Origin of the sequence: Paenibacillus turpanensis (assembly GCF_011421635.1) — a bacterium.
Taxonomy (GTDB): domain Bacteria; phylum Bacillota; class Bacilli; order Paenibacillales; family YIM-B00363; genus Paenibacillus_AK; species Paenibacillus_AK turpanensis.
Window position 1 is genome coordinate 150941 of the sequence record NZ_WTLI01000011.1, and the last position, 22239, is coordinate 173179.

At 50.2% G+C, this 22239-nt stretch carries 30 protein-coding genes and 1 riboswitch; of the genes, 27 read left to right on the plus strand and 3 right to left on the minus strand.

What is annotated here, in order from left to right; translation table 11 throughout:
- Nucleotides 1–32 precede the first annotated feature (32 nt).
- Nucleotides 33–1133, plus strand: a complete 1101-nt coding sequence (locus GQS10_RS12210) for a hypothetical protein (protein WP_166242475.1) — start codon at nucleotides 33–35, stop codon at nucleotides 1131–1133.
- A 62-nt stretch (nucleotides 1134–1195) separates the two neighbouring features.
- Here the strand turns inward: GQS10_RS12210 and GQS10_RS12215 are convergent, their stop codons facing one another.
- Nucleotides 1196–1492, minus strand: a complete 297-nt coding sequence (locus GQS10_RS12215) for a hypothetical protein (RefSeq protein ID WP_166242477.1) — start codon at nucleotides 1490–1492, stop codon at nucleotides 1196–1198.
- A gap of 244 nt (nucleotides 1493–1736) precedes the next feature.
- Between GQS10_RS12215 and queD the strand changes: the two genes are divergently transcribed.
- From queD to GQS10_RS12315, 20 genes are all read left to right on the plus strand, one after another.
- Nucleotides 1737–2216, plus strand: a complete 480-nt coding sequence (gene queD, locus GQS10_RS12220) for a 6-carboxytetrahydropterin synthase QueD (RefSeq protein ID WP_166242479.1) — start codon at nucleotides 1737–1739, stop codon at nucleotides 2214–2216.
- Complete coding sequence (locus GQS10_RS12225) at nucleotides 2206–2904, plus strand: 7-carboxy-7-deazaguanine synthase QueE (protein WP_166242481.1); 699 nt, start codon at nucleotides 2206–2208, stop codon at nucleotides 2902–2904. The genes queD and GQS10_RS12225 overlap by 11 nt, the downstream gene beginning before the upstream one ends.
- A 43-nt stretch (nucleotides 2905–2947) precedes the next feature.
- Entirely contained in the window at nucleotides 2948–3634 is a 687-nt protein-coding gene (gene queC, locus GQS10_RS12230) for a 7-cyano-7-deazaguanine synthase QueC (RefSeq protein WP_166242483.1), read from the plus strand.
- A 157-nt stretch (nucleotides 3635–3791) separates the two neighbouring features.
- On the plus strand, nucleotides 3792–4310 hold the full coding sequence (locus tag GQS10_RS12235; protein WP_166242485.1) for a DinB family protein: 519 nt from the start codon (nucleotides 3792–3794) through the stop codon (nucleotides 4308–4310).
- A 232-nt stretch (nucleotides 4311–4542) separates the two neighbouring features.
- Nucleotides 4543–5016, plus strand: a complete 474-nt coding sequence (locus tag GQS10_RS12240) for a DinB family protein (RefSeq protein ID WP_166242487.1) — start codon at nucleotides 4543–4545, stop codon at nucleotides 5014–5016.
- Nucleotide 5017: 1 nt separating this feature from the next.
- Nucleotides 5018–5476 carry a GNAT family N-acetyltransferase gene (locus tag GQS10_RS12245; RefSeq protein WP_166242489.1) on the plus strand — a complete coding sequence of 153 codons (459 nt, stop codon included), beginning with the start codon at nucleotides 5018–5020 and terminating at the stop codon, nucleotides 5474–5476.
- Nucleotides 5477–5492: 16 nt separating this feature from the next.
- Nucleotides 5493–5780, plus strand: coding sequence for a hypothetical protein (locus tag GQS10_RS12250; protein WP_207952245.1), 288 nt, complete (start codon nucleotides 5493–5495; stop codon nucleotides 5778–5780).
- A gap of 92 nt (nucleotides 5781–5872) precedes the next feature.
- A complete protein-coding gene (locus GQS10_RS12255) occupies nucleotides 5873–6055 on the plus strand; it encodes a hypothetical protein (RefSeq protein ID WP_166242491.1) in 183 nt (60 codons plus the stop codon).
- Entirely contained in the window at nucleotides 6001–6462 is a 462-nt protein-coding gene (locus GQS10_RS12260; RefSeq protein ID WP_166242493.1) for a double zinc ribbon domain-containing protein, read from the plus strand. The genes GQS10_RS12255 and GQS10_RS12260 overlap by 55 nt, the downstream gene beginning before the upstream one ends.
- 36 nt (nucleotides 6463–6498) lie before the next feature.
- Entirely contained in the window at nucleotides 6499–6963 is a 465-nt protein-coding gene (locus tag GQS10_RS12265) for an NUDIX domain-containing protein (RefSeq protein ID WP_166242495.1), read from the plus strand.
- Nucleotides 6960–7499: a GrpB family protein gene (locus tag GQS10_RS12270; protein WP_166242497.1), complete on the plus strand. Its 540-nt coding sequence runs from the start codon at nucleotides 6960–6962 to the stop codon at nucleotides 7497–7499. Before GQS10_RS12265 ends, GQS10_RS12270 begins: the two co-directional genes overlap by 4 nt.
- A 189-nt stretch (nucleotides 7500–7688) precedes the next feature.
- A complete protein-coding gene (locus GQS10_RS12275; protein WP_166242499.1) occupies nucleotides 7689–8477 on the plus strand; it encodes a class I SAM-dependent methyltransferase in 789 nt (262 codons plus the stop codon).
- An 89-nt stretch (nucleotides 8478–8566) separates the two neighbouring features.
- Nucleotides 8567–8812: a DUF2164 domain-containing protein gene (locus GQS10_RS12280; RefSeq protein WP_341805060.1), complete on the plus strand. Its 246-nt coding sequence runs from the start codon at nucleotides 8567–8569 to the stop codon at nucleotides 8810–8812.
- An 83-nt stretch (nucleotides 8813–8895) separates the two neighbouring features.
- On the plus strand, nucleotides 8896–9192 hold the full coding sequence (locus tag GQS10_RS12285; protein ID WP_166242503.1) for an antibiotic biosynthesis monooxygenase family protein: 297 nt from the start codon (nucleotides 8896–8898) through the stop codon (nucleotides 9190–9192).
- Nucleotides 9193–9249: 57 nt separating this feature from the next.
- Entirely contained in the window at nucleotides 9250–10452 is a 1203-nt protein-coding gene (locus GQS10_RS12290; protein WP_166242505.1) for a sn-glycerol-1-phosphate dehydrogenase, read from the plus strand.
- A 206-nt stretch (nucleotides 10453–10658) separates the two neighbouring features.
- Complete coding sequence (locus tag GQS10_RS12295) at nucleotides 10659–10868, plus strand: hypothetical protein (protein WP_166242507.1); 210 nt, start codon at nucleotides 10659–10661, stop codon at nucleotides 10866–10868.
- A 36-nt stretch (nucleotides 10869–10904) separates the two neighbouring features.
- The gene (locus GQS10_RS12300) at nucleotides 10905–11561 is read left to right on the plus strand and encodes a hypothetical protein (protein ID WP_243735125.1); all 657 of its coding nucleotides are present in this window, start codon (nucleotides 10905–10907) and stop codon (nucleotides 11559–11561) included.
- On the plus strand, nucleotides 11558–12754 hold the full coding sequence (locus tag GQS10_RS12305) for a glutathionylspermidine synthase family protein (protein ID WP_166242511.1): 1197 nt from the start codon (nucleotides 11558–11560) through the stop codon (nucleotides 12752–12754). Before GQS10_RS12300 ends, GQS10_RS12305 begins: the two co-directional genes overlap by 4 nt.
- Entirely contained in the window at nucleotides 12755–13432 is a 678-nt protein-coding gene (locus tag GQS10_RS12310; protein WP_243735126.1) for a hypothetical protein, read from the plus strand.
- On the plus strand, nucleotides 13429–13818 hold the full coding sequence (locus tag GQS10_RS12315) for a DUF350 domain-containing protein (protein ID WP_166242513.1): 390 nt from the start codon (nucleotides 13429–13431) through the stop codon (nucleotides 13816–13818). Before GQS10_RS12310 ends, GQS10_RS12315 begins: the two co-directional genes overlap by 4 nt.
- Before the next feature lie 101 nt (nucleotides 13819–13919).
- Here GQS10_RS12315 and GQS10_RS12320 read toward each other — a convergent pair whose 3' ends face one another.
- The gene (locus GQS10_RS12320) at nucleotides 13920–15074 is read right to left on the minus strand and encodes a GGDEF domain-containing protein (protein WP_166242515.1); all 1155 of its coding nucleotides are present in this window, start codon (nucleotides 15072–15074) and stop codon (nucleotides 13920–13922) included.
- Nucleotides 15075–15226: 152 nt separating this feature from the next.
- Here GQS10_RS12320 and GQS10_RS12325 point away from each other — a divergent pair, with 152 nt between their 5' ends.
- Nucleotides 15227–16357, plus strand: coding sequence for a glycosyltransferase family 4 protein (locus GQS10_RS12325; RefSeq protein ID WP_166242552.1), 1131 nt, complete (start codon nucleotides 15227–15229; stop codon nucleotides 16355–16357).
- Nucleotides 16358–16408: 51 nt separating this feature from the next.
- Here GQS10_RS12325 and GQS10_RS12330 read toward each other — a convergent pair whose 3' ends face one another.
- On the minus strand, nucleotides 16409–17359 hold the full coding sequence (locus GQS10_RS12330; RefSeq protein WP_166242516.1) for a C40 family peptidase: 951 nt from the start codon (nucleotides 17357–17359) through the stop codon (nucleotides 16409–16411).
- 161 nt (nucleotides 17360–17520) lie between these two features.
- Nucleotides 17521–17609, minus strand: a riboswitch (cyclic di-GMP riboswitch).
- A 365-nt stretch (nucleotides 17610–17974) separates the two neighbouring features.
- Here GQS10_RS12330 and GQS10_RS12335 point away from each other — a divergent pair.
- From GQS10_RS12335 to GQS10_RS12355, 5 genes are all read left to right on the plus strand, one after another.
- Nucleotides 17975–18472: a hypothetical protein gene (locus GQS10_RS12335; RefSeq protein WP_166242518.1), complete on the plus strand. Its 498-nt coding sequence runs from the start codon at nucleotides 17975–17977 to the stop codon at nucleotides 18470–18472.
- A gap of 1 nt (nucleotide 18473) precedes the next feature.
- Nucleotides 18474–18686 carry a helix-turn-helix domain-containing protein gene (locus GQS10_RS12340; RefSeq protein WP_166242520.1) on the plus strand — a complete coding sequence of 71 codons (213 nt, stop codon included), beginning with the start codon at nucleotides 18474–18476 and terminating at the stop codon, nucleotides 18684–18686.
- On the plus strand, nucleotides 18679–19338 hold the full coding sequence (locus GQS10_RS12345) for a DUF4386 domain-containing protein (RefSeq protein ID WP_166242522.1): 660 nt from the start codon (nucleotides 18679–18681) through the stop codon (nucleotides 19336–19338). Before GQS10_RS12340 ends, GQS10_RS12345 begins: the two co-directional genes overlap by 8 nt.
- Nucleotides 19339–19638: 300 nt before the next feature.
- Entirely contained in the window at nucleotides 19639–20976 is a 1338-nt protein-coding gene (locus tag GQS10_RS12350) for a metallophosphoesterase family protein (protein WP_166242524.1), read from the plus strand.
- A 2-nt stretch (nucleotides 20977–20978) separates the two neighbouring features.
- Nucleotides 20979–22239, plus strand: a 1261-nt coding sequence (locus GQS10_RS12355; protein WP_243735133.1) for an AAA family ATPase, incomplete at its 3' end; no start/stop codon positions are given.

Sequence of the window (22239 nt, forward strand, 5' to 3'; positions counted from 1 at the left end):
GCGATGTCATATCGAATCTGGAGGGAGTTAGCATGAGTCAAATCGTTTTGAGACCCGACTTGAAAACGGCGGGCGGCGAAGTGAACGACATCATTCACGACGGTCGTTTTGTAGGCAGCGTTACATTGGTTTACCGGGAAGGGGATCGAATTTGCGGCTCCGTCCAACTGGATAAAGAAACGCTGTCCTTTTCCCAAAAGAAAAGAGTAATTCGTCATGTGCAGGATTACGTGCAATCAATGGTAGATGCCGTAGAGGCCATGGATTGTGATGTGATGGTTACTTATGGGCAGTATGATCACGTAATTGCTACGTCCAGGGAAATTGAAGAGGACATCGAGGATGAATTCCTCATGGATCAAGAGCCGTACGCTTATTACGATGAAGTGGTCAATACAGAAGATGAGACACGATTTGATGACGTAGATCCGAATGACTCGGATGAGCTCGTGATGGAAAATCAGAATTTCCGTGAGCAAATGTATGAGCTTGTTATTGTCGGCGAAAGCCGTAACCGTATTGAATACCATGTTTATACGCCGAACATGGAATGGGTTGCGGAGGCGTTCATGCGGATTCAAGGGGATGACGTTACAGGCGACATTACTTTTATGTCTGAACCGACGGAAGATGAAATCGAAGCGATTACCGATTTGATCGTATCGGACTTCGATGAGGATGAAGTGGATACGTTCAATTTCCATATGAAGTTCGATGGAGAAATTATTGAGACGATTGAGCTGACCCATGAGGATCTGGTGGAAGAGGATACGCTGGCGATGCTGGAAGATGACGATGAATACGAAGAGGAGCTGGACGTCTTCCCAGGGAAGGGCTCAGACTATTCCGTAATCATGGTCCGCGATGACGAAGATACTTTGACGTATGAGGTGTATGATCAAAAGCACGGCGGACTTCCGATCGGAACTGCGACCGTAGATATAGCGACTCGTCAGGTGACTGGATTTATCGACCTTCGCGATCGGGGCGCAACGCCTGACCGTGAACTGATCGCTTCTCTGCTCATGCAGGAAATCGACAAGGAACGGGATTACGATACGTTCAATCTAACGGTTATGTGCAATAACCGTCCCGTTGATGAAATGATGTTTGAAATGGAAGCCGTTCATTAAGCATTGAAAAGGAAGCCCGAACGAATTTACGGGCTTCCTTTTCTTATTTCCGGGGGAATATTTCAGTTAGAAATCGATTCCTTAAACACATCGAGCCGCTGCTTTGCTAACTGGTAGTCCAGCGACAGCTCGAACAGCATACGCAGCTGCGGCTGATGCACCACGCGATTTTTGACCATTGTGTATAAAAACGGCTTTTCCTGCTTCATTACCCCGATCAGCTCAGCTAACGGCGGCGGGACTTCGCTTCTGGTCCGTTGGAGTTTAAATAAGAAAGCCAATGTTCGATCTACCTCTGACCAATCATCACGAACGCTATCCATAAAAACAGCAACTTGCTGCTTTAGGTCTGCCTCCACTTTAATTTCCCTCCTTTGGTCTTATGTACATAAGTGTCTATATACCTAACTAATTCGGGGATAAATAGGTAATTCCTCCAATGAAATATGTAGTATTATGTCGAATGGGAATTTTTTTTGGTTTAGATCGGTTGATGTTTTTTCGCTGCTTGCTCGTCTAGGTATCTGCGTTTATCCCCATTGTGGGTGGGAGAATGCCATGATATAATCAAACGTAATGCTTTTTGAGATGTGGTGAATAATTATGGATTATGAAATCCCCCGTAAAGTACAACAGCTAGGGGTAGACATTCAAGAGAGTCAGCTTAAATACCATGATCGGCTGGTGCGTGTGTCCAAAGAATTTACGTTCGACAGCGCCCACCATTTGCACAATTACGAGGGGAAATGCAAAAGCTTGCATGGGCACACGTATAAAGTGCAGGTGGTAATGATCGGTCGTGTAGACGAGCGGGGAATCTCCATCGATTTTGGAGATATGAAGCGAATTGCGAAGGAACGGGTGATCGACGTTCTTGATCATCGTTATTTAAACGATGTGCTGCCGCCGATGAATACGACTGCTGAAAATATGGTGGTATGGATTTACGAGCGGTTGCTGGAAGGCTTGAAGGAAGAAGGCTGGTATCCGCGGGTTCGGATGGACATGGTAAGATTATGGGAAACCCCGACGAGCTATGCTGAAGTGACCCGAGAGCTGATGGAGGACGAGAATGAGCAATAACGACGTGCTGAACATTCGTCTCCCGATGGTTGAAATATTTGAAACGGTGGAAGGCGAAGGCACTAGAGCCGGGTTTCCCACCGTTTTCGTTCGTTTATTCGGCTGTAATTTGCGCTGCGTTTGGTGCGATACGAAATATTCCTATCCGCCCGCTGAGGCGGAGTTTGTAATGAGCATCGGGGAAATTGTGGAGAAGGTCCAGGCTTTCCACTCCACGCATCTCTGCCTGACTGGCGGGGAGCCGCTGCTTTACGGTGAGAGGTCGGTTGCGCTCATTCAAGCATTGACGAGCGGAATAGAGCGTCTGACGGATCTGCACATTGAAACGAACGGGGCCATTGATCTGGAGCCGTTTCTAAAGGGAGTCCACTCTCCAAAAGTTCGTTATGTTATGGACTATAAGCTTCCGGATTCCGGGGAAAACGATAAAATGGTTCTCTCCAATTTGGAGCTGCTGCGTCCTCAGGATGAACTAAAGTTTGTTATAGGCAGTGAGCGGGATTTTGAAGCAGCCGTAGAGGTTTTGCAGGCTTATTCCATTCGGGCGCTTCCCCTGTTTAGTCCCGTATGGGAAACGATGCCGCCGCATAAGCTGGTCTCGCTAATGCTGGAGAGGGGCCTGTCCCAGGTAAAGCTGAACATGCAGCTGCATAAGGTCATTTGGGACCCGGCGGCGCGCGGAGTATAGTAGAGTGAATAGGTTTGCATGAGCATGGATCGGGGGCGAACGTGTGAAAAAGGCAGTAATCATTTTAAGCGGCGGACTGGACAGTACGACGTGTATGGGATTTGCCAAGGAAGCAGGGTACGAGCTGTACCCGTTATCGTTTGATTACGGACAGCGGCACCGCAATGAAATCGAAAACGCGAAGAAGGTGGCTGCGCATTATGGAGTGGCTGACCGGCACCGGATCGTTTCGCTGGGCTTCTTGCGTGAATTCGGCGGCAGCGCGTTAACCGATGACGGCATTGCTATTCCCAAGGTAACAGCGGATGGCGAGGAAGGAGAAATTCCGGTTACCTATGTTCCCGGCCGGAATTTACTCTTTCTGTCGATCGCGACCTCCTTTGCGGAAGTAAATGAGGCGGAAGCGATCTATATCGGGGTCAATGCGCTGGATTACAGCGGATACCCGGACTGCCGGCCCGAATTTATTAACAAATTTGCCGAAGTCGCTACCCTTGGCACCAAAGCTGGTGTTCAGGGCACACGATTTAAGGTGGAAACTCCGCTGATTCAATTAAGGAAAGCGGAAATTATTCGGGAAGGCATGCGCATGGGCGTGCCGTACCATTTGACGACGTCGTGCTACAATGGCGGCGAAGAGGCATGCGGCGAATGCGACAGCTGCAGACTTCGCCTGAAAGGCTTTGCGGAGGCGGGAAGCGTCGATCCGATCGCTTACCGGGCAAGGTAGAATCAATTCGTTTCGTACGGGATCGACCAATACATCGTTTAGAGCTGTGAAAGCTGGGCGAAATGCCCGGCTTTTTGTTTTTCCCGTACCGTTTACAGGGGAAATATGCTACCATGGTGTGGAAAACATTGCCTTTTTATAAGGGGAGGAATTGTGATTGTTTACACGTCCGGAAGCAAACGAATACGCTTCATTCTATGAAGGTTATATCCGGTCCGTACCGGAAGGGGATTTGCTTGTTATTTTAAAGGAGCAGCAGGATGAATTGGTTCGGGTTCTGAAATCCGTTCCCCAAGATAAAGAGGATCATCGGTATGCAGCGGATAAATGGACGATTAAGCAGGTTGCGGGGCATATTGTGGATACGGAACGGATTATGGGCTACCGTCTGCTTTGTGTGTCGAGGGGAGAAAGCCAATCCTTACCGGGCTTTGATCAAGACAGCTATGCTGCTGCCGGCGGTCATGAGGGGCGTACGCTAGCCGATATTACGGAAGAATTCGTCACGCTGAGACAATCTACGATTTCACTAATCCGCGGCATTCCCGAGTCGGCGTGGACGCGTACCGGCGTGATGAATAGTAAAAATGTTTCGGCCCGTGCCATTGCCTGCGTAATTGCAGGTCATGAGCTCCATCACCGAGTTATACTTGAGAAGCAGTATCTAGGAAAATAGTACTTATAATATTGGTAAAAAGATATATATTTATATTTACTCTGTTAAATAAGTAAGGTAAAATGATCCTGAAATTACAGTTAGTATCCAATCCATGATAGCCCGCATCCTCCCGTGACCATATGCCAAGGATCGGGCTTTTGTTCTCGGCCTATGCAAGCAGCTGCCCTGCGGCACGCAGTATAGATTGCTTAATGAGAACTTATCAGTCGAGAGGCGGTAGTTTCTAAGGATGAACGAGCTTGTTCTAATGGAGGCCTATTTAGACTGGCTTCAAGGTATTGAGCCTTACGGTTATCACCTGCTGCTTACTCCAATTTCCGAGCAGAAATGGTCCCCCTTCCACATCATTTGCCATATATGGCTTTGGGACACGTACGTGTTAACGCATATGGTTCCACAAATGAGGCAGAATGCGGTAGTCATTTTTGTCGATCATCATATCATCAATTCTCAGGTCAGCTATTTTATCCCGGAACATGTCGAGGGTATGAAGCGAAGATTTCGCCAATTCCGCGAGACGAGGCAGGAGCTGCTTCGAGAGCTGGAATCGAAATGCAGGGACGCCTTTACGTTTTATGTGGGGAAAAAGGAAACGAAAATACGGGATTTTATCTCTACTTATATTACGATTCATGACCGCCACCATATGGGGCAAATCAATGCTTTTCTTTTCAGAATGAGCAGCGGAGAGGGCGTTAGCTGACATGACTGCAACAATTCGCAGACTCAAGGCAGGCGAGTCTTATCCATGGAGTCTTCTGCTGCTTGCCGATCCGCACCGTGAGATTGTGGAAAGCTATGTTTCCAAGGGAAGCTGTTATGTGCTGCAGCAGGAGCAGGAGGTAATCGGCGTGTTCGTGCTGCTTCCTACTAGGCCGTTGACAGTTGAGTTAGTCAATATTGCCGTAGCCGAAGCCTATCAAGGAAAGGGTTATGGGAAAAAGCTAGTGCTTGAAGCGGTGCGAATGGCAAGGGAGAGCGGATACAAAACAATCGAAGTCGGAACTGGCAACTCCAGCATCCCACAATTGGCGCTGTATCAAAAATGCGGCTTCCGAATAATCGGCGTGGATCTGAATTTTTTCCAGCTGCATTACCCGGAGCCGATTATGGAAAACGGGATGGTGTGCAGGGATATGATCCGCCTGCAGCAGCACCTGTAGAGAGGGGATATCGCCGATGAACGAAAAGCAGATGAGACGATGGGAACGTAAGCGCAGTAATGGAAAATGGAGCTTTGTGATTTTGTCAGGCATGCTTGGATGGGGGATTCCGACGGCCATTTTATTTACGATCTTCACCTTTATTTTAGATCACGGGTTCCAGTGGGAGCAGATCGGTTCCGACTTCTGGGAGACGGCAGTTACTTCACTTATCGTGTTTCCTCTAGGGGGCATTGGATGGGGCCTCATTATGTGGTTTATAATGGAACGCTCCTATGCTCAGGCCAACAATAAAATGAAGTAACTTGGTGTACGCAGATAAGCGGAGCCGGATGGTAAAAGTGATAGAACGTATTTTTTGGGAAAAAGCTGCAACAAAACCGGCTTTCTTCCCGTATGATTATTATCAATGGAAAGAAAATGGAGGGCTTTACGGCACCTCCTTTTGCTTTACCTGTTTATGCAGATCGGATGCTGGAGCATCGGATGGAAACGGGGATTACAGCAAGAGAGGATGATGGGAAATGGCTGTCAAACGCTGTGGAAGCTGCGGGGAATCGAATTCAGAGCACGCCATGATGTGTCTCGTGTGCGGGTCTTCGCTGCGGGAAGCACCAATCGAGGGGACACCGGAAACGGAAAAGGAGTACTCCGGAGTCTTGTCGGCCTCTACCCACGTATCAAGCTGCCCATACTGCAGCGAAAGGCTGGAGCCGGGTGCATTAAAATGTAAATACTGCGGCAGTACGGTGAACCGGGCAAGAACGATGCGGCCGACTTATACACCGAGCAGCTCCTCGTCGATGAACGGGTGCTTTACCATCCTTTTGTTTGTGGTAACTTTTTTTATCCCTATTGTTGGCTTAATCGTAGGGGGATTTGTTTCGTTTAGTGACGATCCCGATAAGAGCAGTATCGGAAAAGCGTTATTTGGTTTTGGGTTTGTAATGCTGGTGATCTTATTCTTATTCGCCCTAATCCGTTAATGATGAAATAAGTATAATGAGGAGTGCAGCTTGCAGATGAGACCGATACGAAATTCGGCCAAGGCGGTTATTATTCAGGATAACCGCCTTCTTTTGACCGTAAATCAGGGACAGCAGGGCCAATATTATTTGTTTCCCGGCGGTGGGCAGGAGCCTGGAGAGACGCTTCGTGAGGCAGTTGTGCGGGAATGTATGGAGGAAATCGGGCAGGAGGTCGAGCCGGGCGAGCTCCTCTGCGTCAGAGAATACATCGGGAAAAACCACCAATTTGCCCAGTGGGATTCGGAAATCCATCAGGTTGAATTTTATTTTGTTTGCCGTTTAAAGGCGGATCCATCTGAGGTAGAGCTGAGAAACGGTGCGGTCCCTGACCCTGCGCAGATTGGAGTAGAATGGGTAGAGCTTGAGCGGTTAAATGAAATTGAGCTTTATCCGAAAACTCTTGGGACAAGCTTTCAGCGAGGTAAAGCAGGGAGCGTGTACATTGGTGATGTCAATTGAAGGATCCGGTCCTAATCGTTCCCTATGATCCGGCGTGGCCCGGACAATTTCGGAGGATCGGCTTGGAGCTGAGGCGGATTTTCAAAGAGGCGGCGATTCGCATCGATCATATTGGATCCACCTCCGTGCCTGGGCTGGACGCAAAGCCGGTTATTGACGTTCAGATCTCCGTACGTCAGCTGGACGATGCTTATATTGACCGGCTGGAAGCAGCCGGTTGGATATACCGCAAGGACAACCCAGATTTGTCTAAACGGTATTTTCGCGAGCCTTTGGGATGCCCGAGAGTACATATTCATGTGCGTGAACAGGGGAGCTGGTCGGAGCAACTGAGTCTGCTCTTCCGCGACTATTTGAGAGCCCATTCGGAGGACTGTTCACGTTATGCGAAGCACAAATATGAGCTGATGAAGCTTTATCCATCTCAACGAACGAAATATATTGAGCAGAAGGGGCCGCCCATATGGGAGATTTTGCAAAGGGCCCATGTATGGAGTCAGCTGACGGGCTGGAAGCCGGGAGAGAGCGACTGCTGAGCCGTAGGAAAGCTAAAATTAATTCTTTACACCGAACCTATTTCGGGATATCATGAAAAAAATCAATAGTAAAAATTCCCATAATACGTAAGCAAGGCGCACCACAGCTTTATGAAGTGGCTGCATCGTTTACATACAAACATCAAAGCCGCCTAATCCTGCGGCTTTTTTTTATCAGGGGGGATTCGGTTGTACGAGAATAACGAAGTCCATAATCAATATCGTTATACCGCCTATCTTTACGACCTGGATCCGCGCCCTGTCGTTAAGGACGATATCCCGTTTTATTTGGAGCGAGCTGCTCATGCGAACGGTGAGATCTTGGAAATCGCTTGCGGGACGGGCAGAGTAACGCTTCCTCTGGCGAGAGCGGGCTTTCCGGTAACCGGGATCGATTTATCCGGAGAAATGCTTGCGGAGCTGAGCCGGAAGCTGCAGTATGAGCGCCAGGAGGTTCAGGAACGGGTTAACACCGTGGAGGCTAACATGGCTTCTTTTGAGCTTGGACGCGAGTTTGCGCAAATTATTATTCCGTTTCGGGCTTTTCAGCTGCTTACGGAAGAAGATCAGCAGCTCGCCTGCCTGGCCTGTATCCGAAAGCACTTAACCGATGATGGACAGCTTATACTCGATGTATACAAGCCCTACGGCATCTTGGATGAATCCTGGGTGCAGCCGGAGACGGAGGATTGGACGCTCGAGCTGCCGAACGGCAGAACGGTACGCCGGACAAGCGTCCGCAAGACCATTGATGTGGAGCGGCAGATTAATTACCCGCAGCTGAATTATTATGTTACGGAAAGCGATGGGCGAACAGAGAAGCAGGTGGAGCCGCTGGCGATGAAGTACTACTACGAGGATCAGCTTCGCGATTTGCTGCAGCGGGGCGGCTTCTCCGTCACGGAATCCTATGGATATTATGACGGGCGTCCAACGGATCACGGGCCGGAGCTCATTTTTGTTTGCAAAAAGCATTAACTCCGCTGATCCATTTCTCGATATTGTACAACGAGGCTTATCCGTGCAGCTATAAGCTTATTGCGAAAGAGAGGTGATTCTCCTTGTTGGTGCTGAAAATGCCGAAGGAACAAAAAGAGCTGCTTGTGGAGAAGGTGCAGGCGTATTTTGAACAAGAGCGGTCTGAGCCGATCGGGCAGCTTGCTGCGGAGCAGCTGCTTGATTTTATGCTTCAAGAGATCGGGCCGCACGTGTACAACAAAGCGATTGCCGATGCCCGGCAGCTTTTGATGGAGCGGATGGCTTCGATTGAGGATGAATTGTATTCGATGGAGAAACCGTTGGTGCGCAGGTAATGCAATTCATAAATGCCGCATCGGAATATGGAACGAATTGAGCACAAGCACCACATGACGCAAATCGAGAAGGAGCTGAAACTATGATTTTAGAAATTGCAATGCTTGAAGTGCGCCCGGATCGGACAGAGGAGTTTGAGCAGGCATTTCGCGAGGCGTCAAACATTATTTCATCCATGAAGGGATATATATCCCATAGTCTTCATCGCTGTTTAGAACAGGACAACAAATATGTGCTCCACGTACATTGGGAAACGTTGGAGGATCATACGATCGGCTTCCGGCGATCGGAGGAATACCAGGAGTGGAAGCGGCTGCTTCACCATTTTTACGATCCGTTCCCGGTTGTGGAGCATTTTGAACGGGTGTCGATTTCGTAGAAGTAAGACTTGAAGGAATCCGAACTTACGATGTAATTGCAGGCAGGAGGGGAAAGTATGAATCAGACGGTTTTTAATGAAGTGGTTGAGAAGCTTCAGTCCTGTACGTGCGGGGGACATCACCCCATTCAATTCGATCAGATTATTGTCGAAGAGGGGGCACTGGCAAAGGTAGCCCCTTATCTTGGCGAAAAAGGCTTTGTGCGTCCAGTGATCATAACGGATGAACCAACATTCGGCGCTGCCGGAGAACGGCTTGCCGCATTTCTGCAGGAAGCTGGGAACAGCAGTTCAGTTTGTATACTGGAAAAAAACGCGGCTTTGGATGTCGTAGCGGACGAAGCCTCTATCGTTCAGGCCATGCTTGCCGCAGCGCCCGGCACCGATGTGCTGCTGGCAGTCGGATCGGGCACCATTCACGATGTGACCCGGTTTGCCGCATTTAAGCTGAGCTTGCCGTTCGTCTCCATTCCTACAGCAGCTTCGGTGGACGGGTTTACTTCTGCGGGGGCGCCCGTTATTTTGCGCGGTACCAAAACAACGGTGCAGACGGTTCCGCCGGTTGCATTGTTCGCCGATCTTACCGTGCTTGTGCAAGCGCCGCGCGAGCTGGCTGCCGCAGGCTTTGGAGATATGCTGGGCAAATGCACTTCGCTTGCGGATTGGCGCGTATCACATTTACTGGCAGATGAGCCCTACTGCTCTTTGGCGGAATCGATAACGCGCGCTTCGCTGGAGCGCTGCCATGCTAACATTGAATTGATCCGCAGCCACTCGAGCGATGGCATCAAGATTTTGCTGGAAGCTCTCATTATTTCAGGCCTTGTGATGCTTTCTCTCGATCATTCGAGGCCAGCTTCCGGGGGAGAGCATCATCTCTCTCATTATTGGGAGATGGCATTCCTGCGTGAGCAGAAGCCGCAAATTTTGCATGGGGCGAAGGTTGGGGCTGCGACGGTAGTGATCGCCAAATTGTATCAGCAGCTTGCTGCTGAGCTTGGCCCGAAGGATGCAGAACGCCTGCCTGAGCAATTCCGCGAGCGATATCAAAGCCGCTGGAAAGAGATTGCCGCAGCCCTGCGGGATGTGCCCGATCCGGCTGAGCTTATCGTATGGCTGCGCACCGCTGGAGCCGGAACCGCCCCTTCAGAGCTTGGAGTCCATGATGACCTGCTCCAAGAGAGCATTCAACGGGCTGACCGCATTCGCCCCCGGCATACGGGGCTTTGGCTGCGAAACCGGCTTAACTCGGGCACATAGGATCGTCACATAACGTGCTTTACCAAAAAATCCAGGCTTTGAGTGGGATTTCTCACTTCTGGAAAGCTATTGCTTATGCCTCTCATTCCCATTACGGCAGCGTTCAGACTCTGGTAAGATTACCGTGTGAGAACTTCTTTTCGCCTCAAGCTGAAACGAAACTGGCTGTTGATACGTTTATAGAGAACAAAGGAGGCGAGAACGAGATGGACTTGAATGTTATTGTAGTGGAGCGTAAAGAGGACGGTCAATTGGTGACCATCGACGAACGCCGCTGGAGTCAAGCTATGATTAATGCGACCCAGCATGCTAATTTCGTCGTAGTCGGCGGTCAGGAATATGAAATGCTGGAAGGCCGGCTCAATATTGAAAAGCAGTTCCTCGAGCTGCTGGTTTTGAAGGTAGTTGCAGAATAAACATCGTGAAAAACAGAGAGTGAACGGAGGATGAACATGTCAGAAGGTGCTACGCCGAAACCTCTTCGTGTGCTTTCCACGTCCCTAGGAGTGCTGCTTGCCGGCCAATTGTTTTTAATGCCTGCCGTTGCAAACGGGACATCGGCTCAAGCGGACGGCGGGCCGAAGCTCGTAGAATGGTCGTCGGAAGAGGTTAAAAGGTATTTTGATCCGGTAGTCGATTGGAACATTCCGCTCCCGGCTCAGGAAGAAAATCAAGAGCAAGCTCAAGGCGGAAGTGGATCCGGCGGCTCCACAGGATCCGGTGGGTCGACAACTGTCGTTCACCATTACGGCGGCTTCGGTTGGGACGATCTGCTGTTATATCATATGCTGCTCGGGAACGGACGCCCTTATTCCACTACAAGCTGGAGCAAGTCACGCCCGGTATACGATGTACGCACGAATAAACCGTATCAGCCAAAAACCTATTCAAGCGGCACATTCCAAAACCGTCCGGTGGCCGGCTCATCCGTCCCGACGACGTCTTCCAAATCGGGAACCTATACGACCAAGGGGACTGCGCCTGCTTCACCAAGCTCCAGCTCCGTATCCAGCAGCAAATCGACATCGTCGTCGCCCGGAGGGATTGGCGGAAAGTCGAGCAGCTTCAGCTCATCCGGCAGCTCGTCGGGCAGCAGCTTTAGCTCATGACGGTATTTGAAGTGATCGGCCGGCCCGATCCGCAGCGCAGCAGGCTGGTGGAAGAGCTCGGTCGTCTCGGATTTACTTGGGCGGATATGGAGGGCGATCCTTATTGGATCGATCAGCTCGTCGTAATGCGAAAGGATGTTTATCAGGAACTTCAGGCTGCTTCCGAGAAGCTTTGGACGATTTTTGATAAAACGGTCCGGTTTGTACACGGCAGTCCGGAGTTTTATAAGGAGTTGGCCATCCCGGAGGTGTTATGGGCTTCACTTGATTTGCTTCCGTTACCGCCTGCGGGTCAAATTAGCCGTTATGCCAGATTTGATTTTTCTATATCGCAGGATGGCGCGATCAAGCTGTTCGAGTTGAATGCCGATACGCCTACAGGTTATGTTGAGGCTTCGGTTGTAACGCCATGGATGTGTGAACGTTTAGGGGCGGAATCCGTGAACGGCAGCATGCCCGGCCTCGTTCAGCAGGCTTGGCAGTCCTGGAAGCCGGAAGCGATGGCCTGCGTTGCTTACGGCCAGCATCTGGAGGACAGCGGGACGATTGATATGCTGGCGAAGCACAGCGGCCTTCCCGTGCGAATGCTGGATTGCCTTGATCTTTGGGTAGACGAAGGGATTCTTAAGAGCCGCGAAGGGGATTCCATTGGCAGTCTTTATGCGCTTTATCCGAAGGAATGGATGGCTGTCGATGAGGGCGGGGAAGCGTTAGCGTATGCGGTGGAAACCGCGCGCCTGCAGCTTTATAACCCGGTGCATGCCATATTGCTGCAGTCCAAAGGACTGCAGGCGGTGATCTGGGGCCTTCATGAGCTCCGTGCCCCCATTTTTTCGGAGGAGGAGCATCGGACGATCAGCCAATACATGCTGCCAACCTACAATATGCCTGTTTTGGAAGCAAATTATGTATCCAAATCGATGTTCGGCCGCGAGGGCGGGTCGGTGAGGATGTATGATAAAGATGGTCAGCTCGATGTGGAAGATGAAGAAGGCTACGATACGAGTGAGATGTTCGATTGTGTTTATCAGCAGCGTGCGGAGCTGCCGAAGCTGTCGTTCGCCGAAGGAAGGCAGCTGCATCTGCTTACAGGGATGTTTGTCATCAATGGAGTGCCATGCGGTCTGCTGGGTAGAGCAGGCGGCTTAATAACGGGCAACTCGAGCCATTTTGCAGCGATAGGAGTGAAATAGTTGAAGCAAAATAACCGAATGACCGGATTTTTGTTCGTTGGTCTCGGCATCGTCATTATTTTATTTATGATCGGCAATGCGTTCAACGACGAGCCGGAGGTTTTGGATTGGCAGCACCAATCGAGCTCCTGGACGACGTCCAGCGGTTCTGTGCAAACCAGTGTTTCGGAAACTCGAACCTCTGTGCCATGGGATTATAAAATTGAGCAGGCGAAGGTTGGCGATCTTATTGGCGCTGACATGGTGATTCTGCCGAACAATGAATTGCTGCCGAATGACCAAAATTATGCTACCGGCGATAACGTTTGGGTGCTCCAGCATATGACCGCGGAAATGCTGACGGATCCGAATGGGCGCAACGACGTGACGATGTCCTCATGGCGGCCGATCAAGTCGTACAAATCGGAAGCAGAGGCCAAAAGCGATTTGGAGAATTTGAAGCTGAGTCTCCAAACCGAGGTTGATTTGGTTGGTGTTTATAAGACGGAATTCGAAGGGAAATTCCGGCATTTCGCCGTAATTAAGCTCCCGACGGGCCACCATATCAAGCAGCCGATTGCAGAAGACCGATACACTGCAATGAAAGACAAAAAGCAGGTAAAGGTCACGCTGGAGGAAGTGCATGATTATGCGGATTATGACTTGGCCATGGCTAAATTCAGGGGGTGGGCGGAATGATCGTTTTTAATATTGTAATCTCTTTAGTCGTTATCGTGTTTTTGCAATTTCTTGGAATGTGGATTTTCAGCATTATGACGCCATATAATGATCTGGATGAGCTCAAAAAGGGCAATCAGGCGGTCGGTTTGGCGATGGGCGGAAAGTTCCTCGCAACGGCGATCGTTCTCGGAGTTGCAGCTTACACGAACTCATCGATTTGGCATATGGGACTATGGTTTTTAATCGGTTATGTGTGCTTGATCGCAACGTACTGGATTTTCGATTGGCTCACACCGGGGATTTCATTGTCGCGTCAACTAAAAGAGGGAAACACGGCTGTAGGTACTTTGCTTGCGTTTGTATATGTAGGCATTGCGCTGGCCATCAGCAGCGTAATTATTTAATTTCATAAGAAAACCGCCTTCTCATCCAGAAAGCATTCCATTTTGGAAGCCGTTCTGAAATTGAGAAAAGGCGGTTTTTTTCGTTATAGTGGATATCGTTCCTAAAGGCCCATCGTCATCATTTTCGGCGCGTAGCGGGTCACTTTATTTTTGCCGGTCGTCTTGGAAACATACATTGCTTCGTCGGCTTCCTTCAACAATTGCTCGGAGGTGATACCTTTGCGGTACTTGCTGAACCCGACGCTCACGGTTACGCCGGCCTCTGCTTCTATTCTGCTTCGAACCCGTTCCGCTGCATCTTCCGGCTTCACGCCGGGCTCGGTAATCAGCATCACGATCTCCTCGCCGCCGTATCGTCCGGCAATACCGATCTCCTCGCTTTCCTCATTGACGATGTTGGCGACATGCTTCAGAGCCTCATCCCCTTTTTGGTGCCCTTGGGTATCATTGAGCTTTTTGAAGTTATCGATATCGCAGAAGATCACGGCTACCTTACGGTTGGCTTGAACGTACCGGGTCACCTGACGAATAAAGAAGGTCCGGTTATAAATTCCCGTTAATCCGTCCGTAATAGAGGATTTATATACAGCCTGCATCAGCTCAACAACGCGGTCAAAGACAAGCAGAAAAAGCATAAAGAAATAAATAAAGGGCAGAAACAGTTCTACGGTTGCAAAAAAGAGAGATTTTCCGTCAGTAATATATTTGTTCAGCATAAAAGCGCCATGAGCTACGAAAAAAGCGGTTAAACCAATTTGATATTTATGGGACTGTCCGATGTTCGGAGAGACGAAGAGAAAGCATCCGAACAGAAGAACGAACATATAAATTTCGAACAGCATATCAATCATCATCAGTGCTTGGTTGTCCGCCGACGGGGAAGCGCCTTTCCAATAAAAATGAAGCACGATCATGGCGATGGATACCAGCAGCGCGAAGGTGAAAAGAAAGCGCTGAAGCTTGCGCGTCGGATTATACAGCTGGTAAATGCCCATATTTGCAAAAAGAAATGCAATCATTTGCATCGCTTCAAAAATGTCCTTATTTCCACCGCTCCCCGAGACGATAAAGAATATGGAGATAAGATAACTGATAATCATCAAGGCGAGCGACAGTGTCAGCGTACGATAAGCAAGCTTTCCCCGACTCATCATTAAACGGACCGACATCGTTCCAATCAGAAGCAGCATAATGATAATGCAGCTGTCTGTAAAGAAGCGTCCCATCGGGCCGGTCACAAAATGAGCGAATGTCATGGTGATTTTTCCCTTCTCCGGCGATTTGTATAATAATTATCGGTCAAAAGCGGCAAATTGTATAGGTTTCTCGGGTCGCATTTCTTTTTTTGCAATCGAAAGCTACAATAGAAAGAAGCATGGACTGGGAGGTGGATGCCGTGAAACGGAAATTGAGCGTCCTGCAAGCGTTATTTTTCCCTCCGGAGCAGCCCGGAGGCGTTTCCTCCATGGTGCCTTATATCCAAGAGGGTTTTCAGAAAATAGGCTGGGAAATGGAGCTGTTTTACTTGCCGAAGCGGGTTCGGCAAAAAGGCTCGGAGGAAATTCGGTTTGAAACGTTTGACTGGACACCCTATGGGGGATGTCCAGTGGTGGACAAATATATCCAGACCATGAAGGATTATATTTGGTGGACGAAGCTGCGTATGAAAAGTACCCCGGATGTGATTCATGCCCATCATCCGATCGCCGCACTGGTGATGAAGCAGCTGTTCCCGGAAATTCCGGTTGTGATGACGATCCACTCCAGCTATGAGCGGGAGCTTTTGCTTAACCGAAAAATTAAGGAAGGCGGACCGGAGGAACGGTTCCTGACCTCCTTATATGGGGAAATGGAAGCGAAGCTTGATCGGATCATGACGGCTTCCGAAACGTTTAGAGGATATTTGTCGGCTTATTTGAAAGAGCCGGAACGAATTGTTGTCATCCCTAACGGTTTTGACGAAAGGCGATTTCGTCCGATCGCCCATGAGAATGCCGTACCGCAGCTGATCACGGTTTGCCGTCTGGTGCCTGCAAAGGGCATCGATATTTTGCTGCAGGCGTGTGCGGAGCTAAAGAAGCGGGGCCATCCCTTTGTGCTTCATATTATTGGAGACGGGCCGATTCGCAAGGAGCTTGAAGGCATGGCCACGGACTTAGGTCTTTATGAAGATACGATATTTTACGGGTACATGCTTCATCCGGAAGAGTTTATGCCGTTTTTTGATGTATTTGTGCTGCCCTCAAGGGCTGAGGCATTCGGTTCGGTGTTTGCCGAAGCTGCGCTTTGCTGGCTTGCTTTGATTGGTACAAATGTCGGAGGAATCGCTGAGCAGATCGAGGACGGAGTCAACGGTGTGCTGGTTCCGGTGGACGATGCCGACGCATTGGCTAATGGAATTGAGAAGGTGCTGGTCGATCCGGACTTCCGCTATCAGCTGTCCCGCGCGGCTTGGGACAATGCGAAGCAGAAATATTCCTTAAGCCGAGTGCTGTTTCAGCTAAAAGAGCTGTATCGTGAGGTAGCTCTCCCGGAATAAGAAAAGCGTGACCGCCGATTGAGGGGTCACGCTTCTTTCCTAATTTAAGAATTATTTCATTGCAGGTCCGCCGAATAGAATGCGGTATTCCCACGAAGTTCCTGCGATGGAGTCAATGCGTACACCGCCGGATTCAGGGGAGTACGTATGAAGCAGGGAGCCGTTTCCAAGGTAGATGCCTACATGTGTGATGGTTTCTGTCGATTTATTAATACCAGCGTAGTCGGAAGCGTCGTTGCCCTTATAAGACATGAAGAATACGAGATCACCGCGCTTCATATCGGCAAGGCTGGCTACCGTGCTGCCTTGGCTCTTCACGTAATCACCTTGCTCACGGGAGTCGCTCGGAATCATGACCTTCAGTGCATCCCAGAACGCTTGCTGCATCAGATCGGAGCAGTCAAAAGTAGCGGTGTCCAGACGCTTGGAGCCGAATTCGTATGGTGTGCCCATATATTTGGAGGCAGCGGAAATGACAGCTTCAATGCGGTCGGCAAGCGGCATCATTACTGAGGTTACAGAGAAGTCGGAAACGCTGTACTTCGAGCCGCTGCTGAAATACCCTTCCATACCATTAAGATCCTGTGCACGGTACCAGTTGTCATTGACTTTTTCAAGAACAAGCATTTCATCGCCCGCTCTGAGAAGTCGGTACGCCGTGGAATCCGTCGTCGGTGCCGGACGGAAGTTTACGTTTGCGATAATAAGTGTATTGGAAATGACTTTAATATACTTTTCATTGCTGGACGAGTAACCAACTTTACCGTTGGAATCTTTCACTTGATACCAGTATTGGTTTACAGCGGCGAGAAGTGTGACAACCTCGCCCTTCTTCAGATAACGCATGATATTGCTGGATGTAGAAGGCTCGTCACGGAAGCTGACTCCGCTGACGACAAGGCCTTTTGTTTCGGCCCCGTTAGCTGAAACGGCTTTCGGGGAACCCATTGCTCCTGCAAAAACGATCGCGAATGCCAGAAAGATAAAAGTAAGTTTTTTCATGTTGTTATTCCTCCGTTTTGTATGTGTTAGTTTTCGTAGTTATGTCAGTGGGACGGGGGATCTGGCAATGAACTTTCGCTTGAGCGGGCAACACCTCCAGTGTGAAATAAAAAGGCACCTCCTCGATTTCCGAAGGAGGTGCCTTAAAGTGCGCACGATCTTTCGGCAGCTGGCTGGCATAGAACGTATTTGTTCGTTAGCCCCTCTAGCTTTGCGTCCCGGTTTTTCAACAGGTTTGCTATTATCGAGATGATGAGGATATGCAGTTTTGACGGCTGCTAGACTAGCTGGTTAGCATGTCCGTCGTGCTTCGTAGCCTTATTATAGTTTGTGGGGGTAGCTCCATAACATACTTCAATAGGCACAATTTTCATAGAGAAAAATTAGTAGATTCCGCAGGCTTGTTTGGTAAAACATAGGACAATAGTATTGGTGGCAGTTTCCTATAGACAAATCGGGATAGCTGCAATCAAGAAAATATACATTAGGAGCGCAATGATGAATAATATCGTATATTGACTGTAGCATGTCCTTGGTGTAAAAAATTTTTGACAAAATGGAAATCTTAGTTTACCTTTTGGATATAATAAAGTACATGTATGGGGAGTGTTGGATATGTCGTACCAAGAAAAGAGAAGTATTGCTTCACTGATTACAGCGATTTTCATTTTGGGAGCGTATAGTATCTACTCATACGGGAAGCTTCAGTCGGGTGCGGTTGCCATAGGCGATTTGAAATTTTGGGCTAATACTATGCTCATGTTTATCGGTCTAGGAATAGTTGCAGTCATTGTCATTCAAATCATTTTTCACATTCTACTTTCTGTGTCGGTTGCAGTGAAGGAAAAAACAAGGAATGGCCGGTGTGATGATAAAACAATCATGAAGACCATTGAATCAGAAATGGTTACCGATGAAATGGATAAGCTTATTGAACTCAAATCCGGAAGGGTTGGCTTCATCGTTGTAGGTATTGGATTTGTTACAGCGCTTGTGTCGCAGACGCTAAGCGATTCAAGTGCAGTCATGCTAAACATCATGTTTGTATCATTCTTTGCAGGCTCTTTGTTTGGGAGTGTAATTCAGCTTTACTATTACCGAAGGGGAGTATAAGGTGGCTAAGAAACTACACATTACAAACAACATTCGAAGATTGCGGTTCTTTGCCAATGAAATGACTCAGCAGCAGCTAGCTGAAAAAGTAGGAGTCTCAAGACAGACCATCAATGCTATTGAAGCGGGAAAATATTCTCCCTCGTTGGAGCTTGCATTCAATATTGCCAAAGTGTTTGGCGTTAAGATCGGGGATGTTTTTGATTATGAATAACAATAAATCGATCGCGAGATTGGTGGGACTTTTGTATATCATTGGGACAGCCGCAGGAATAGTAAGTGTTGTATTTACCGGGGCGGTGATGGGGAGTACGAATGTACTTATGAAGGTTCCAGCAAATGTTGATCAAGTCAAGCTAGGGACTCTCTTTATATTGATCATGGCTATTTCACTTGCAATGGTTCCGGTTATCCTCTATCCCATTGTAAAAAAGGTTAACGAGGCTTTGGCTCTTGGGTATGTTGTTTTCCGTGGGGCTCTTGAGACGGTTACTTATATGGTTACCGCGATTTGGCTGCTGCTGGTGGTGTTGAGTAAGGAATATGCTAATACCGTTTCTTCCGACATGGCAAGCTTTCAGGGCCTAAGTCATTTGTTATTGCAATCAGGGGAACAGATTCATTCTATTACAATGATTATATTTAGCTTGGGGGCTTTGATGCTTTATTATCTGTTATACCAATCGAAGCTAATACCAAGATGGCTATCGGGTTGGGGATTTTTTGCAAGCATAATTTACTTGGTTACAGGTGTATTTGCCTTGTTTGGAACCGTAGTTACCGTTGTATTGCTGCCGCTTGCTTTACAAGAAATGGTTATGGCGGTGTGGCTCATCATCAAAGGATTCAAACAAGAAAATGCTTGAATTCTGAATCATAAATATCATAACCATAATAGATCCCGTCTACTTTATCTTAGATGCGCTAACCGTTTTATGCGAACTGATTTTTGCTATATTTCTGTTTAGTTATAGGGTTCGATCCTGTTAGATAACACCTGGGGAAAACGAAGTGAGCACTTGCTCCCATTAGAAATCAAATCAAATAATGATAAAGTGAGCGGCGGTTCCCTTATGGAATTCGCCTTTTTTCGTTAGGGTAAGTCATACGAATGAGGAACAAGTGTTTGTATTTGTCCTTTTTCACTGGTAAAATAGGAGAACGAAATGGTTAAAGGGATGGGGAAAATGGGGACGTTTCGCTTTATTCATGCGGCGGATTTGCATTTGGACAGCCCCTTCCGCGGGCTGTCGGATATTCCGGCCGCCGTTCGGGAGCGGTTGCTGGACGCTTCCTTCCGCGCGTTAGATTCATTGCGCGAGCATGCGCTGCGGGAGCAGGCCGCGTTTGTAGTCGTCGCGGGCGATGTTTATGATATGGCCGACCGTTCTTTGCGGGCGCAGCTGCGGTTTTATGAAACGGCGTGCGGGCTTGCCGAGCAAGGGGTCGGCATTTTTGTCGTGCATGGCAATCACGATCCGCTGCAGGGCAGACAAATTCGGCTCGATTGGCCTTCGGGCGTTCATGTGTTTGGATCGGAGCAAGTACAGGCGGTGCCGGTGAGAGACGGACAGGGACGGCTTATCGCTGTTGTTCACGGCATTTCCTTCGGACAGCAGGCCGTGACGGACAATTTGGCGCTGCGCTTTCCCGCCGCTGACATTCCGGCCGCGGGGCCCGGTGAGATGCCGCTGCAGATCGGACTGCTGCACGCCAATGTTGACGGCACACCTGATCACGACAACTATGCGCCGTGCCGCAGAGAGGATTTGGCCGGACGGGGCATCGGTTATTGGGCACTTGGGCACGTACATACAAGAGCGGTCCTCGCGCAGGAGCCTTACGTGGTTTATCCGGGAAATTTGCAGGGCAGAAGCGTTCGTGAGACCGGAGCGCGCGGCTGCTATACGGTTACTGTAACCGATGGAAAGATCGCGAAGCTGGAATTTGCCGCGCTGGACGCCGTACGGTGGTTCCGACGCGCAGTTTCGATCGAAGGGCTGAGCCGGGAGACCGAATTGGCCGAGCTTATTGAGCAGGAGCTTACGACTATCCGCGATGAAGCTGAGGGTCGCGATGCGATGGTGCGGATTCAGCTTACGGGCAGGGGGCCGCTGCATGAAGCGATTCGAATCGCAAGCCTTCGAGAGGAGCTGGCTGGCGGTTACCGGAGCGCTGAGGCGGAGAAAGCACGGCGGGGCGAGCCTTTCCTATGGCTGGAGCAGCTGGAGGATCAGACGCTGCCCGAGCTTGATTACGAGCTGCTGCGGGAGCAGCCCGGTTTTCTTGGCGAGGCGCTTCGCTTGACCGACCGTCTTGCGGAGGACGAAGCCGCTTTAGTGGAATTGTGGGAGCAGACGATTGCGCCGATGCAGCACCAGCCGCGGTTAGCTCGATGGCTTCAGACACTGAAGCCGGAGGAGCAAAGAGCGCTCTTACGGGAAGCGGAGCTGCTGCTGATGGAACAATTGGAGCCGGCCGGCGAAGGGGAGGGGGCGCTGTGAGCATGCGGATCGAAAAGCTGGATTTGAAGGGCTTTGGCTCCTTTTCTGACCAGGTGTATACGCTGGATCAGCCGCTGACGCTGTTTTACGGCCCGAACGAAGCGGGCAAAAGCACGATGCTTGCGTTTCTTCGGGCGATGCTGTTCGGCTTTGCCGGCAGGGCGGGCATGCCGGAGCGTTATGCGCCACGCGGCGGAGGGCGTCATGGAGGCGTCGTGACGCTGAAGCGGGCAAGCGGGGAGCGGCTGCGCATTGAACGCTACGATGCAGCGGTCAAGGGCAGGGCTCCGCGCAGCGGGGTGGCAAGAGTGTATGCAGAAGATGGTTCCTTCGGGGGAGAAGAGCTGATTGGCGAATGGCTTGGCGGCATCTCGGGGGAGCTGTTCCGCAGCATTTATGCATTCGGGCTAACCGAGCTGCAGGAGCTGCGGTCACTGCAGTCCGACGAGCTGAACGCGTATTTGTATGGGGCGGGGCTGCATGGAGGGCGCGGGTTGATTTTGCGCGCGGATCGGAAGCTTACGTCTGGTATGGAGCAGGTGTATAAGCCGCGCGGCAAAAATCAGCCGTTAAATATGACGTTAGCGCAGCTTTCCGCTATGGAGTCGGAGCTGCTGCGCGGAGAGGATGAGATTGCCGTATATCAGCGGCTGCAGGAAGAGCTTCTGCGCCTGGAACGGAGCAAACGGGAGCTGGAGGAGCGGCTGTCCGGCGGGAACAGCGAGTCTTCCAGATTGCACGCATTAGTGACAGCTTGGGAGCCGTGGCTTCGATTGCTGCAGGTGGAGCGTTTGCTTGATCGGCTTCCGGAGCTTTCCGGTTTTCCGGAGGATGCGGTGCGCAGATATGAGGCGTTAACGGAAGAAGTGGAGCAGCTGACGGACGGGCTGCTGATTCTCGATGGAGAGCTGGACAAAGCGCAGCGGGAAAGCAGGGAGTATAAGGAGCAGCTGGCGGCGCTTGAAGCGGAAGATGGGGCTATCCGCCGTACGATGACGGCGGAAGAGCTGCGCGACGCCCTGCGCGATGCGGAGGTGGAGCTGGCGAAGCTGCGGCTGCTGCTGGAGGAGTGGCAGCGGCTGCTGAGCGAGGAGCAGGGCCGCACGCCCCCGGCACAAGCCGAAGCGGCTCCAGCCGGGGGCGGCCGCGCCCGCGCGCACTCGCGCACGCGACAGGCCGGCGGCGATCGCGCGCTGCCGTGGCCCGTGTGGGCCGCCGCCGCGCTAACTGCGGCTGGCAGCGCCCTGCTGCTCGCGCTGGACG

Bases quoted from the DNA above. Each gene is read 5' to 3' on its own strand.
- GQS10_RS12210 (WP_166242475.1), top strand. From the start codon at position 33: ATGAGTCAAATCGTTTTGAGACCCGACTTGAAAACGGCGGGCGGCGAA.
- queD (WP_166242479.1), top strand. From the start codon at position 1,737: ATGGATTATGAAATCCCCCGTAAAGTACAACAGCTAGGGGTAGACATT.
- GQS10_RS12225 (WP_166242481.1), top strand. From the start codon at position 2,206: ATGAGCAATAACGACGTGCTGAACATTCGTCTCCCGATGGTTGAAATA.
- GQS10_RS12240 (WP_166242487.1), top strand. From the start codon at position 4,543: ATGAACGAGCTTGTTCTAATGGAGGCCTATTTAGACTGGCTTCAAGGT.
- GQS10_RS12245 (WP_166242489.1), top strand. From the start codon at position 5,018: ATGACTGCAACAATTCGCAGACTCAAGGCAGGCGAGTCTTATCCATGG.
- GQS10_RS12250 (WP_207952245.1), top strand. From the start codon at position 5,493: ATGAACGAAAAGCAGATGAGACGATGGGAACGTAAGCGCAGTAATGGA.
- GQS10_RS12255 (WP_166242491.1), top strand. From the start codon at position 5,873: ATGATTATTATCAATGGAAAGAAAATGGAGGGCTTTACGGCACCTCCT.
- GQS10_RS12260 (WP_166242493.1), top strand. From the start codon at position 6,001: ATGGCTGTCAAACGCTGTGGAAGCTGCGGGGAATCGAATTCAGAGCAC.
- GQS10_RS12265 (WP_166242495.1), top strand. From the start codon at position 6,499: ATGAGACCGATACGAAATTCGGCCAAGGCGGTTATTATTCAGGATAAC.
- GQS10_RS12285 (WP_166242503.1), top strand. From the start codon at position 8,896: ATGATTTTAGAAATTGCAATGCTTGAAGTGCGCCCGGATCGGACAGAG.
- GQS10_RS12290 (WP_166242505.1), top strand. From the start codon at position 9,250: ATGAATCAGACGGTTTTTAATGAAGTGGTTGAGAAGCTTCAGTCCTGT.
- GQS10_RS12295 (WP_166242507.1), top strand. From the start codon at position 10,659: ATGGACTTGAATGTTATTGTAGTGGAGCGTAAAGAGGACGGTCAATTG.
- GQS10_RS12300 (WP_243735125.1), top strand. From the start codon at position 10,905: ATGTCAGAAGGTGCTACGCCGAAACCTCTTCGTGTGCTTTCCACGTCC.
- GQS10_RS12305 (WP_166242511.1), top strand. From the start codon at position 11,558: ATGACGGTATTTGAAGTGATCGGCCGGCCCGATCCGCAGCGCAGCAGG.
- GQS10_RS12315 (WP_166242513.1), top strand. From the start codon at position 13,429: ATGATCGTTTTTAATATTGTAATCTCTTTAGTCGTTATCGTGTTTTTG.
- GQS10_RS12320 (WP_166242515.1), bottom strand. From the start codon at position 15,074: ATGACATTCGCTCATTTTGTGACCGGCCCGATGGGACGCTTCTTTACA.
- GQS10_RS12330 (WP_166242516.1), bottom strand. From the start codon at position 17,359: ATGAAAAAACTTACTTTTATCTTTCTGGCATTCGCGATCGTTTTTGCA.
- GQS10_RS12335 (WP_166242518.1), top strand. From the start codon at position 17,975: ATGTCGTACCAAGAAAAGAGAAGTATTGCTTCACTGATTACAGCGATT.
- GQS10_RS12345 (WP_166242522.1), top strand. From the start codon at position 18,679: ATGAATAACAATAAATCGATCGCGAGATTGGTGGGACTTTTGTATATC.
- GQS10_RS12350 (WP_166242524.1), top strand. From the start codon at position 19,639: ATGGTTAAAGGGATGGGGAAAATGGGGACGTTTCGCTTTATTCATGCG.